The 12,337-nt window shown below is 61.3% G+C and carries 10 protein-coding genes; 4 read left to right on the top strand and 6 right to left on the bottom strand.

The features are described 5' to 3' along the window. Positions 1 to 35: 35 nt before the first annotated feature. Together SK1NUM_RS00390 and SK1NUM_RS00385 are read right to left on the bottom strand one after the other, a co-directional pair. Entirely contained in the window at positions 36 to 881 is an 846-nt protein-coding gene (locus SK1NUM_RS00390; RefSeq protein WP_212323937.1) for an ABC transporter permease, read from the bottom strand. Positions 882 to 884: 3 nt separating this feature from the next. Then, positions 885 to 1,844 carry an ABC transporter ATP-binding protein gene (locus tag SK1NUM_RS00385; protein WP_212323935.1) on the bottom strand — a complete coding sequence of 320 codons (960 nt, stop codon included), beginning with the start codon at positions 1,842 to 1,844 and terminating at the stop codon, positions 885 to 887. 218 nt (positions 1,845 to 2,062) lie between these two features. Between SK1NUM_RS00385 and SK1NUM_RS00380 the strand changes: the two genes are divergently transcribed. From SK1NUM_RS00380 to SK1NUM_RS00365, 4 genes are all read left to right on the top strand, one after another. Further along, a complete protein-coding gene (locus SK1NUM_RS00380; RefSeq protein WP_212323933.1) occupies positions 2,063 to 3,172 on the top strand; it encodes a DegT/DnrJ/EryC1/StrS family aminotransferase in 1,110 nt (369 codons plus the stop codon). Positions 3,173 to 3,180: 8 nt separating this feature from the next. Continuing rightward, positions 3,181 to 4,128: an NAD-dependent epimerase/dehydratase family protein gene (locus tag SK1NUM_RS00375; protein WP_212323931.1), complete on the top strand. Its 948-nt coding sequence runs from the start codon at positions 3,181 to 3,183 to the stop codon at positions 4,126 to 4,128. Positions 4,129 to 4,305: 177 nt separating this feature from the next. Continuing rightward, the gene (locus SK1NUM_RS00370) at positions 4,306 to 5,691 is read left to right on the top strand and encodes an NDP-hexose 2,3-dehydratase family protein (protein ID WP_223927897.1); all 1,386 of its coding nucleotides are present in this window, start codon (positions 4,306 to 4,308) and stop codon (positions 5,689 to 5,691) included. Beyond that, positions 5,681 to 6,658, top strand: coding sequence for an MBL fold metallo-hydrolase (locus SK1NUM_RS00365; RefSeq protein WP_212323920.1), 978 nt, complete (start codon positions 5,681 to 5,683; stop codon positions 6,656 to 6,658). Before SK1NUM_RS00370 ends, SK1NUM_RS00365 begins: the two co-directional genes overlap by 11 nt. On the opposite strand, the gene SK1NUM_RS00360 is transcribed toward SK1NUM_RS00365, so the two are convergent. From SK1NUM_RS00360 to SK1NUM_RS00345, 4 genes are all read right to left on the bottom strand, one after another. Beyond that, complete coding sequence (locus SK1NUM_RS00360; RefSeq protein ID WP_223927668.1) at positions 6,645 to 8,540, bottom strand: sensor histidine kinase; 1,896 nt, start codon at positions 8,538 to 8,540, stop codon at positions 6,645 to 6,647. The two genes, SK1NUM_RS00365 and SK1NUM_RS00360, sit on opposite strands and share 14 nt — an antisense overlap. A 1,556-nt stretch (positions 8,541 to 10,096) precedes the next feature. Continuing rightward, a complete protein-coding gene (locus SK1NUM_RS00355; protein WP_212323913.1) occupies positions 10,097 to 10,273 on the bottom strand; it encodes a hypothetical protein in 177 nt (58 codons plus the stop codon). A gap of 497 nt (positions 10,274 to 10,770) precedes the next feature. Beyond that, positions 10,771 to 11,685, bottom strand: coding sequence for a hypothetical protein (locus SK1NUM_RS00350; RefSeq protein ID WP_212323912.1), 915 nt, complete (start codon positions 11,683 to 11,685; stop codon positions 10,771 to 10,773). Between the two features lie 80 nt (positions 11,686 to 11,765). After that, complete coding sequence (locus SK1NUM_RS00345) at positions 11,766 to 12,317, bottom strand: TetR/AcrR family transcriptional regulator (RefSeq protein ID WP_212323911.1); 552 nt, start codon at positions 12,315 to 12,317, stop codon at positions 11,766 to 11,768. Between the last annotated feature and the right edge of the window lie 20 nt (positions 12,318 to 12,337).

The raw sequence follows: 12,337 nt of genomic DNA, 5'->3' as shown, positions 1-12,337 counted from the left end.
CACAAAAGGCAGTCGGAAGGGGTGCTGGTCGCGGGTCAGAGATCTTGGCGCTGGAACGAGGTCACGGCGATGCCGCACAGCACCACCACCCAGACAGCGATGACGCCAAGCGCCAGTGCGGGCGGGGTGTATCCAACGCCATCGGGTGCGATCGTCCCCGCCAGGGAATGAATGGCCGGCATGAACAACAAGGACGAGACACCACGCTCTAGGTCGCCAGGCAGGAGACTGGCCAGCGAGGGTAGGCACATGATGAAGAAGACGACGAGAAAGGCCAGCAGTCCGCTGTGGAAAGTGACGGCGCAGGCAAATCCCAATACCGCATGGGCTGGCCCCAAGACCAGCAAGCCGCCCAAGAGTTGCAGAACCTCGGGAGAAGCCAGGGACGGAAGCTCAACCCCCATCATCCCGAGTACCCAGCGGCCGCACAGTGCCGCGAAACACACCGAGACCAGAGACACTCCCACCGTCACGAGTAGGAAGACGCACAGCTTCGCAGCGAGGTACCGGGCCCGATTCGGGGTGAGCTGCAACGAAAGCTGCAAGGTATTCGTCACCCGCTCGGTGGAGACGAACAAGATCGCGAGGACCATCGTGATGATGTTGGCGATGTCGACGCCCATCATGGATACCTCGAGCTGCTGACGGACGGTCAAGTCAACGGGTGACCGCCCCATAGTGAGAGGCACGGATGCGACGAAGGCCGCACTCGCCAGACCAGCGACCAGCGGAGCGGCGAGCATCAGCCCACGTCCGGTACGCCAGGTGCGAATCTTTACCCACTCGCTCTTGAGCGTCTGGCTGAGGGGGCTGGTCTTCCGCCGGGGCGGAGCCATCGTGTCGGCGTGAGGGGCAACGCGGCTGGGCTGCTGAGTGGGCATGGTTCAGCGCTCCTTGGAATCGGGGTGGGAAGCGGTGGGAAGGATGCCGCCTTCTTTGCCGGCCGTGGCCTGGAGGAAGGCGGTCTCGAGGCTTGCCCGTTCACGGGACAGGCTTGACAGCGCGATGCCCAGGTCCCGGGCGACGCGACCGATAGCGAGAGGTTCAAGCCCGATGACCTCAAGTCGAGGCTCATCAGTGTCTGCGACGCTGCGGACCTTGGCCCCACGTTCGCTGAGGGCGGCAGCCAGACGGGCGTCATCGTCTCCAGAAACCTCAACCACATCACCGGCGGCGCGGACCGTTAGTTCACTGACGCTCACGTCCTCGACGAGGTGACCCTTGTTGATGATGATGACGCGCTCAGCCGTTTTCTCCATCTCAGACATGAGGTGGCTGGATAGGAAGACCGTGCGACCCTCGGCCGCCAGGTCGCGCAGCAGGTCGCGTAGCCATAGGATCCCTTCGGGGTCTAGCCCGTTGATAGGTTCATCCAGGATGAGCACTTGGGGCTCTGCCAGGAGGGCACCCGCCACGGCGAGCCGTTGCCTCATACCAAGCGAGTATCGCGACACTCTCTGATTGGCCGCGTCGCCCAGCCCCACGAGTTCGAGCTTCTGCGCGACCAGTCGCTCCGGGACGCCGGCCGCTGCCGCCATCCACAGGAGGTGTTCACGCCCGGTGCGTGGGCTCTGGACCGGCTCCAACATGGCGCCAACCATCTGCCCCGGGTTGCGGAGGGTGCGGAAATCTTGGCCAGCAACACGAGCCGAGCCTCTCGTGGCTGCCATCAGGCCGAGAAGGATCTTCATCGTAGTGGACTTGCCGGCTCCGTTGGGGCCGAGGAATCCGGTGACTTGACCGGGATGGACCTGGAAGGTCAAACGGTCAACAACCGCTCTAGAATCGAAACGTTTCGTGAGACCGTCCACGGTGATGATTCCGTCGAATGCTGAGGTGCTCATGACGCCATTACAGGCAGTCCGGAGCGGTGCTACAAGAGCTAGAGACGGGCTCTGGCCGACCCACCAGCACGTGAGTAACTGATGGCTAGTCAAGCCCTCAGAAACTGAACAAATGGGCATTCCGACCCCCTCAGGAGGGGCGCCTACCGTTGGGATAGGCCGACGGAGCATCGTCGCCGGGATCGAACCCCACCCCCACTGCAAGTCAGGAGAACCGAATGACGATCGGCGTTTGGGACTATCTTCCCGAGTACCACGCAGAGAAGGAAGACATTCTCGAGGCAGTGACCAAGGTCTTTGACTCAGGTCGTCTCATCCTCGGACCGAGCGTGTCATCTTTCGAAGAGGAGTTCGCACGCTACAACGGCGTTCAGCACTGCATCGGGGTTGATAATGGCACGAACGCACTGGTGCTGGGCCTCCGCGCCCTCGGCGTGGGCCCGGGCGACGAAGTCATCACCGTTGCCAACACCGCCGCCCCAACCATTGTGGCAATCGACCAGATCGGCGCGATCCCCGTATTCGTTGATGTCACACGCGACGACCACCTCATGGATGTCAATCAAATCGCCGAGCACATCACCGCACGCACCTCGTGCATCCTCCCCGTTCACCTCTATGGGCAGTGCGTACCGATGGCCCCAATCCTCGAGATGGCAAAGGAGCACGGTCTGCGAGTCCTCGAGGACTGCGCGCAGAGCCACGGCGCCCTACATCACGGCCAGATTGCAGGCTCCATGGGAGACGCAGCCGCCTTCTCGTTCTACCCGACCAAAGTGCTCGGCGCCTATGGCGACGGCGGCGCGGTCATCACCAATCAGGCCGCGATCGACGAGAACGTGAGACGCCTGCGCTACTACGGCATGGAGAGCCGCTACTACGTCGAGCAGACGCCGGGGCACAACTCCCGCCTGGATGAGGTCCAGGCCGAGATCCTTCGCCGCAAACTGCGTCGCATCGGCTCTTACATCGAAGGCCGCCAGGCCGTGGCGAACGGCTACGCTGAGGGTCTGTCCGGCACCAGCCTTGAGCTCCCCGTCGTCGCGGAAGGCAACACCCACGTCTACTACGTCTACGTTGTCCGCCATCCCGCACGCGACGAAATCATGGCCAAGCTCGCAGAGCAAGGCATCAACCTCAATATCAGCTACCCGTGGCCGGTCCACACCATGCGTGGTTTCACGAAACTCGGATACCAGGAAGGTTCTCTCCCGGTCACCGAGGAGCTCGCCCAGCGTGTCTTCTCGCTCCCCATGTACCCGTCGCTGTCCCAGGACAATCAGTCGCAGGTCATCGAAACGCTGCGCTCTATCCTTGACACTTTGTGAGGAACACCATGACCGCCACTTCGCAACGCCATGCACTCGTGCTCGGAGGCACGGGCTTCCTGGGCCGGCATATCGTGTCTGCCCTCCTCGGCCACGGCTACCAGGTCACCGTCGTCGCGCGCCGCCCGGTCGCGGTCTCGGGGGTGGAGCTCGTCACAATGACCATCGACGAGCGGGCTCACTCCACGATGAGTGACCTTCTCACGACCTGCGCGCCGGACGTCGTCATCAACGCGACTGGGAGTATCTGGGGCAAGAGCGAGCAAAGCATGCGCGACGTTGTGGCCGTGCCGACCCTGACTGTGCTTGCCACCCTCGCTACGTTGAACCATCCTCCGCGCTACATCCAGTTGGGTTCTGTGCTGGAGCTGGGCAAGATCCCGGTAGGCACAAAGGTGAACGCCAGCACTCCCTCGACTGAGCCGTGTGCCTACGGAGCAACCAAGCTGTTGCTCACTCGCAAAGCGCTCGACCAGTTCCACTACGGCGGGTTGACGGGCTTGGTCCTGAGGATCGCCAACATCTGCGGTCCAGGTGCTCCCGACATCAGCCTCCTGGGTCGCGTCGCCCACGTGGTGGCGGGCGACGGTCCACAGCCGCGTACACTCGAGCTCGATCCCCTCATCGCCCGCCGCGACTACGTCGACGTACGGGATGTCGCACGGGCCGTCGTGTTGGCAGCCGGAACCTCGGCCTCAGGAGAGCTCGTCGACATTGGGCGCGGAGAGGCAGTTCCCGTGCGGAGCCTCGTCGATCTCATGATCGAGCTGAGTGGCCGCGATGTAACGGTCATCGAACGGCCAGGTTCACGTGCCCACTCGAGCGAGGACTGGACCTGCATTAATCCCGAGCCCGCATATCACCTTCTCGGTTGGCGACCCCGCATCACCCTGCGAGAGTCCATGGCCGACCACCTCGGCGATGTCAGAGCAAGAGCTCTTGCGGTAGCGTCATGACGACCGTCCCGACGTCGACCCCGGACGCGCTCGAGTCACTCGCCATACAAGAGCCCGGCAGTGGCCACGCCCTGTCGACGAAGAGCCACGACACCCCCGAATTGGCGAAATTCTTCCATCTGCACCTTCTCCCCCGGCATCACGACCGTCCTAGAAGGGAGCTAAATCGTGTCCATTATGCAGGCTGAGTTCACCCATTCGATTCGCACGCTCGATGGGATCAACAGACTCGACGAGGTCGAGGCCTGGCTGGACGACTGCCGTCAACGGAACTGGCTCACGACGACACCGCTTCCGCTGTCTGAGCTTGAGGACTGGTCACGTGAGTCGGCAACCGGTGACTGGGTACACCGAAGCGGGCGCTTCTTCCGCATCACGGGTATCCAGATCGAGGGGGCCAATGGCCCCACGCGACAACCCATCATTGAGCAACCGGAGATCGGGATCCTCGGCTTCCTCCTGTCCACCTTCGACGGCGTGGTCCACCTCTTAGTCCAGGCCAAGATCGAGCCCGGCAACCCCAGCGGCATCCAACTCGCCCCGACCATCCAGGCAACGAAGAGCAACTTCTCCCGGGTTCACGGGGGCAGCACAGTCCCTTACTTCGAGGAATTCAGATCCCCCGCCGCCGATCGCGTTCTCGTCGACACCCTGCAATCAGAACAGGGATGGTGGTTCTACCAAAAGCGCAACCGCAACATCGTCGTGTGGACGGGTGAGCGCGTAGACGCCCGAGCGGATTTCTGCTGGATGACCTTGGGACAGCTCTTTCATTTTCTAGAGGCCAAGGACGTTGTCAACATGGATTCCCGGTCGGTCCTGGGATGCCTGACAAGCCAGCTCACATCGGTGAGCCCACCAGGTTCGGAGGCGTCGCTCAGCCGACTTCAAACCACACTCACCGCGCTGAACACCGCCCGCACCACGACCTCCATGGTGGTACATCGGATCAGCCTCAATGAGGTATGGAATTGGCACGATGACGGCGAGAAGCTACGGTCGACAAATCCCACCGGCCCGTTCGAGATCGTTGGCCGGGGAATCCACGCAGCCGGGCGGGAGGTCCTCGAATGGTCCCAGCCGCTCCTACGTCCCTGCGACGAGAGACAATTCGACCTGATCTTCCGGCGTACCGCCGACGACGTGGAGTGCCTGCTGTCACTCACGGAAGAACCAGGGCTTACCGACATCGTCGAGCTTGGCCCCACCGAGCGCGATCAGTCACACGGCTTCCCCTTGGGACAAACCAAGATCTTGCACGATCAGGTTCAGTCCGAGGAGGGAGGACGGTTCCTAGATGCCCTGTCCCGCTACGTCGTCCGAGAACTCGTCGACGTTGTGGATATGCCGGCCCCCCAAGGGAAGGTCTGGGTGTCCCTCCGCACGATTCAACGCTTGCTCGTCCATCCGCGATACCTGACTGTGGAGGCACGGACCCTCGCGTTGTGTCTGCAGTCGGTCCTGTCAAGAAAAATGAGCGGATCAGCTATTCCACCCACTAGCAGAAGCGATGATCCGGCCTTCCGAAACGTCCCCAATGAAGGAGAAAAGCATGCGGCCTGACCCAACACCAATCCATTCGAAGCCCTCATACCTTGAAGAGCTTGCCCCCGGCGTCCACGCCTATTTGCAGCCACCTGGCACCTGGGGATACGGCAACGCGGGCATGATCTCAGACGGGCGATCCACCCTCCTAGTCGACACTCTCAACGACCTGCACACCACGCAGGTGATGATCGAGTGCCTCGCCCCCTACGTGGCAAATGCCCCTGTAGTCGGCCTCGTCAACACCTCAGGCGCCTCGGATCATTGCTGGGGCAACCAGCTCATCGCAGGCGGTGACGTGGAGGTCATTTCGACACGCGAAGCCTGGGACGACCTGCAGACCTCCTCCCCCGATGGGCTTCACAAAGTGTCGAAGCTCCAGGCCATCCTCCCGCGGAGCATGCGCCGAGTCGCGAAGGCTCTCACGGGCCCGTTCTCATTCAAAGACATCCGGCTCGCTCCCCCGACCAGGTTCGTGGAGGCACCCGAACAGTACGCGCGGCTGGAACGTGACGTGCACCTCATCCCCCTCGGCAACGCCCAATCCCCGGGGATGCTCGCCATATGGCTGCCGGCCGACAAGATCCTCTTCGTCGGCGACACCGTTCTTGCGGGGCACACGCCCGGCCTGTCCGGATCGGTGAGTACATGGCTCACCGCCCTAGACACACTACGAAACCTCAAACCCGCCGTGATCGTGCCGGGCCACGGGCTGCCGGGCGGCATCGAGCTAATCGACGAGACTCAGGAGTTCCTGACCTGGTTTGACAAGGAAGTTCACCGGGCTCATGACAATGGTCTGAACGCCGCTGAGACGGTCAAGCACCTCCACGCGGCACTGCCTATGTCACCGACCGGCCCTCTCGGTGAATCTGAGCGCCTCGTATTATCAGTTCACGAGCATTGGTCAACACTCGAGCCGGGATACAAAATGCCCGATCCCCCGGTGCTGTTCGCCCACATGGGCAAACTCATGGCTGCGTGACGGTGACGGGATCACCTGGGGTGAGGTGCGCACGCACAACCCATTCCTCCCCAACGGGTCCGGCTTTGAAGTTGCCTCCCATAGCCCGCACCCGTTCCCCGAGGCCAACGATCCCAAAACCACTTGAGATCGACGTGATCCGGGGTCTCGCTTCTTCCTTAGATAACAGGCTACGAACCTCGATTGTCACTCCCTGAGGTTCGTTGGCCACGCGGAAGTGACATTCACTCGCCTCGGGAGCGTAGCGCAGGATGTTCGTCGCGCATTCCCGAAGGATGCGCACGATGAGGTGCTGAGAGTTCGAATTGATCTTGTCCAGATTCGGATCTACGGTGATGACCGGCTGGTGCCGGTGGCTCTTGAGCGTGTTGACGAGTGACTTGGCCGCCAGGGCAACGGTCTCGGGATGATTCACCTCGTGGGGCCCCGGGTTGGCGAGAATCGTGGCCATGAGTTCAAGCTCCATCTTCGTGGTGCGCAGCGCATCAGCCATCGCGACCAATGCTTCCTGGGGTGAAGGCTCCTTCTGTGTACGCACGGCCTCCGCCGTGAGCACGATCCTCGAGAGTTGGAGCGCGACCACATCATGAAGTTCCCCGGCAAGTTCCTGACGCACCTTCTGCCTGAGGGCCTCGATCTCGTTTTCAATGCTCTCCGCCGCCGCAGCGGTCTGGTTAGCGCGTCGGGCGAAGACGTCGATCGCCAACAAGGTGCTGAACAGCAACGCCCCCGTGAACAGCGCCAGGTATGTGGAATACGTCACGAGGCGAATGGCGACGTAACCCGAAGCGAGCAGCGAAACCGCCAAGGCGATGGAACGATAGCCACGGATAATGGTGGCGGCTGCCCAGGCGCCCACCATCAGGAGGTCAGTCAGCCACGGAGAGCGCGACAGCAGTGACACAAGCGCAGATGAGATACCGATCGCTGTTGCCCACGACAAGTTGAGCAAGGAGAGGAGCATGGCGAGACATGCCGTAGCACTCGCCAGCGTCTCAGGAGAGAAACCGGGATCGCGGGTCAAGACCATCAACAAGACTGACGCGATCAGGCCGAGGGCCGCAGTAGCCACACCGATGCGCTTGATGATGCGTTGCCACTGGATACCATTACCGAAGGCGGTGCCTGCGGGATGCTCCTCTGTAAAAGGAATCGTGATGTCCAGGTGCCAGCGTCGGGAGGATGTATACGTCACGGTCCCCCTGACCGGGGCCAGGTGGTTGACGAGCATCTCGGGAATGGGCGCCGCCTCGACCGACGACCACGACCCGGCCCCGGGCCGCTGCTCACTGATAACGATACGGAGAGCAGTGCGGGATCGTTCAAGTCTCAACCGGATATTCGCCCCGGGTACGGCGTGTTGGAGGAGATCGTTGACGCCCCAGTGGAGACTTCGACATACCGCTGTGCAGATGCCTAAGTCGATGCCCTCGAAATCCCCGGTAGTGTCGAGCCGCGCGTCATAACCGTGAGAGATCAGCTCGTCCTCAGCATCCTCGGCGCACTCACGGATTGATTCAACCACGAACCACTCGTCGGATGACCGGTTGCTCCGAAGACTGCCCACGAGGCTGCGAAGCTGCCCGAGTGCGTAGCGTGAAGCAGACTCAGCCCTATCGATGGCCAGGAAAAGCTCGTGCTCATCGGGCACCCGGCTGCTGGCTTCCGCGCGCCGCCACTCGTTCTCGAGTATCTCCTGGATCTCACCCTGGACGTGGCTCATGACAAGCTGGTGCTCAGCCAGTTCCTGTGTGCGCTGTTGATGTCGGAGTTGGCTGAGGCGCCGCTCGCCGCTGCGCAGCCGACGAAGCATCAATCGAGTGCCGTAGCCGACGAGGAGACCCACCAGAATCGCGGATGCCATCAGCAAGGCGGCAGCCATAGTAACGGCAGGAGAAAAGAAGACGCCAAGGAAAACTAGCGCGTAGCCAAGCGTCGGCACCAAGAGCTGCTTTTTTGGAGCGGAGGACCATAGCATGCTGATGCCGACGAAGGCCAAGGGATAAACAGTGCCCGAGGGTCCATCCCACAGACACGTCGCCGACACGACAAGCCCGAGCCATGCTCCCAGCCGGGGTCGGGCCAAAGACAGGAAGATCGCTGCGTAACCGACGAGGTTCTGCGCCGTCCGTACTGGCCCGGGTTCGCCATGAGTCAGGACCCGAGAGGTCAAAAAGTAAGTCAGGTCCGTGATCGTGAGCGCCGCAACGACTAAGCGCACCCAGCGAAGCAGTTCGTTGCCAACGTCCACCCCTCTAGTACGCCCACGTTGATGCATGGGTCTTGATTCGCCTGTCCTCGCCATGGCCCGATACTAGATGATTGTTGAGTCCAAGGGGTTGGTGATCGTGGAGGTGGTCAGTGCTCAATGGATGGCGGCCTTGGTGTGGCCGCTGTGCCAGATCGCGGTAGTCAGAGTCAGGATTCTAGCTGCAATGCGGGAGCAGACCCCAGCGAAGGAATTTTGGAGTGCTGTATGCTTTGCGAGCACTGTTGAAAACTGAATTTTTAAGCTGCCGTCTGGACTTGATTCCATTCCCGGTAAACATGATTGGTGATGCGGTAGCCTAGCGCCGAGTGAATTCGTTTTATGATTACACTAGCTGAGGGCATTGAGGTTTATTCATGGATACCTGAGGGGCGGTAAAACCCCTCGTCAGTGCCTGGTTGCCCGCAGCTGCGAATAAGCTTCATTATTCACGGGTTTATTTTGGATTATTCCTTATAAAATGGTTGTAGGCACCAACTGCTTCATGCGAGAATTAAAATGCCATAATCCAAAAGAACTCGACGAAAGCAGCCGATGCGCTATCAGTCTACTACAGACCTCCCGGCAGAAATAATTCTTGAAATTATAGCCCGCATTCATCAGGTCACTCACGGACGGGGAATCGACTTCACACGACATCGACTCACGCTCTACATGGAGTGCCCGGCGTTTCGTGGACTGGAGTACTGTGGGGGTTTGGCGTATTCAGGACGGCAGGTTTTGTTTTAAGGAAGCTATATCATGAGACTTATTCGCCACTATTCATGAAATGCCGGGCATTTCACAGGGACACGTTCGGGATGGGATTTCATCAGGTCATCGCAAGAAACGTAGAGTGCTGTAGCGAGGGTATCCAGACCGGTGACCACAACGAGACCTTCCATAGGATCGGCATTGGTGTTAGCAACACCGACTCTGGATACCCTCCCCAGCCTCCACTACCACACCGCGCCGAAACACCACCCATAGACTCAACCATCTAGACGTGTTCGAGCGGATAAATTCGGCGGGTTACCGACCTTGGAATCTCGCCGAAGAGGTGTCGCAGTGAAGCTGACATAGCTCTTGAGGACTTGAGGAATTGGAGTGTGTAATTTCCTCAGATTACGGTGCCTCAGCGAACCGCAAAAAGTTGTGTTTGAAAACTACTATAACTCATATGCTGAGGCTCAGTCCTTGCACAACATGTTTCGCAGCCAGGCCGGCAGCCCATCACACATGGCGATGAAGGAGGGAGCAGTGGAGGTGACACTGGTCTGCTGGGAAACTTCGGCAGGCACAGTCGGGGCGGTGGGAGCAGTGAGGGGAGCGGTGGTGATGACGAGTGCAAGAGCGAAGTGACGCACGATAGGAACTCCTTAGTTCGAAGTGGTTCTGATGACTTGAGTTTCGCACTCGGAGAGGTCCGATCACATATCGCTTCGGATGGACCTCACCGTCAGCTGGCCAGTCGATACACGACGGGACTGGCGAAAAGTTCATGGTCACGCCTCTTGGCATCTCCTCACCACCAAGAGACTCATCATCGCACCTTGTCAACTCCTAATTTCACTGAGCCCGACTGACCATCTAGACGGTGTGGGTGGCCCTGGCCTGGGGTGGTGCTCTGGCAGGCCGGGTCTTCACCGCGAAATAAATCGAAAGTGGAGACCGACACAATCGACGCTGAACACCGTTCGATGCTGCGACTGGACGCCTCCACCGCGGTTACGATTCCCAGCGCGTCTAGCCGCAACGATTCAGAGATGCCAGCCAGCAGACCGGCACGGCGCATCTCCCAGCAGCCCGGCCCCAGCCGGCTCCAGAGCCCATACCCAGGAGCTCCCACGCGCCACCATCCGGTCTACTGGGCCTGGTAGCTGTAGTTGTTCATGCGGCGTCTGCGATAAACGTTCACGGCGATGACGGTGCCGACGATGCCGACCACTTGCAGGGCCACGCACAGGTACTTGAAGCCATCCAGCCACGTCGCCAGTGACCCGCTGAGCTGGGTCGCGACGCGGTTGCCGAGGGTGGTGGCCAGCTGGCTACTTGGATCGTTGAACGTGATCATCGTCGTGTGCTGGAGCGCGGACACCCCGGCCGTCCCGAGAGCGGGGAACACGATCAGCATCACCCACCGGGCCCTCTTGGTGCCCACCAGCATCCCGGCCACCAGCAGCACGGCCGCGACGAGGTAGGCGATCCCCCAGTAGCTGACCAGGTTCAGCGCCTGTCCGATCGAGTCGGCCTGGCTATGGGTCAGGTCAGTGGCCTTGACCCGGACGTTCTGCGGCACCTGGACGTTAGCCAGCAGCGCCTGCGTCGCCGGGTCGGCGGACTCCTTGACGTTCTTCCAGACCAGGTCCACCAGCGGGTCGAGTTTGACCCACACCGACGGCACAGTGCTGGTCTGCCTGGAGTTGTACTGGGTCAGGTCCGTGACCAGGGTGCGACGGGTCTCGTCGAGCACGCTCTGCCAGGTGGCCTGGGCCTGGTCGTCGCTCGTGGCCGCGTCGACACCGCGTTTGACCAGCTCCGGCAGGCGGTCCCGCAGCCCGGGGATCTGCTTCGCGACCTCCGGGAGCTGCTTGTCGACGGCGCTCTGCAGCTGATCGGAGATGGCGTTGATGACGGCTTCGTCGTGCATGATGCTCTGCGCCAGCCGCACCGTCGGCTCGGGGGAGCGCGCCACGTAGTCGCCCCAGTGCAGAACAGACCCGACGAGCCCCATTAGGAGGGCTCCCAGGAAAAGAAGACTTGCGAATACGTTGCGCACGGGCTACTCCTGTCTTAGCGATCGCCCCCTGGGGAATTCTATGTGCAGCCTCCCAGCGCCCTCCGGGTGGCCTCATGACCTCAGCGCTTGAGTCCTCCGAGGTAGGCGTGGACGATGTGCGCGATATCCAGGGGCGCTGCGTCGACGGCCTGGTACATGAGGAGCGCGTCGACCAGCGCAACCAGTTCCGGGGCTCGCCCTGTGGCGTCGGGCGCGCCGAGAGCGGTCAGGATCTGAAAGGCGATGTCTTGAAGGTTTGCGCGGACGGGCGCGCCAGAGCTCAGCGCTGTCCGCAGCTCATCGTCGTCCCTGACCTCGAACATGAGGGCGAACCGCGCGACCTGCGCCGCGTCGCGTTCCTGCATGCGCTGGGTCAGGGACGCGATCAGCGCGGTGGCCTGCTCCTCATCGAGTGAGGCGGGAATCGTCAGGTCCTCGATATCGCCTTGGGAGCCATCGGAGAGTCGCTGCACGATGAGCGCGATGAGGTCTCGCCGCGTCCGGGCGTAGTAGGACGTCGACCCCTGCGGCAGTCCCGCACTCTTGTCGACAAGCCGGTGCGTCAGTCTGTGCGCGCCGCCGGAGGCGATGAGCCTGATGCCCGCATCCGCGATCTGTTCTCGCCGGCCCATTGATCCCCTCCGCATCTGTT

This window comes from Arachnia rubra (genome assembly GCF_019973735.1).
GTDB lineage: Bacteria > Actinomycetota > Actinomycetes > Propionibacteriales > Propionibacteriaceae > Arachnia > Arachnia rubra.
Note: the sequence above shows the minus strand (reverse complement) of the source record. Positions and strands in the feature narration are given on the sequence as shown.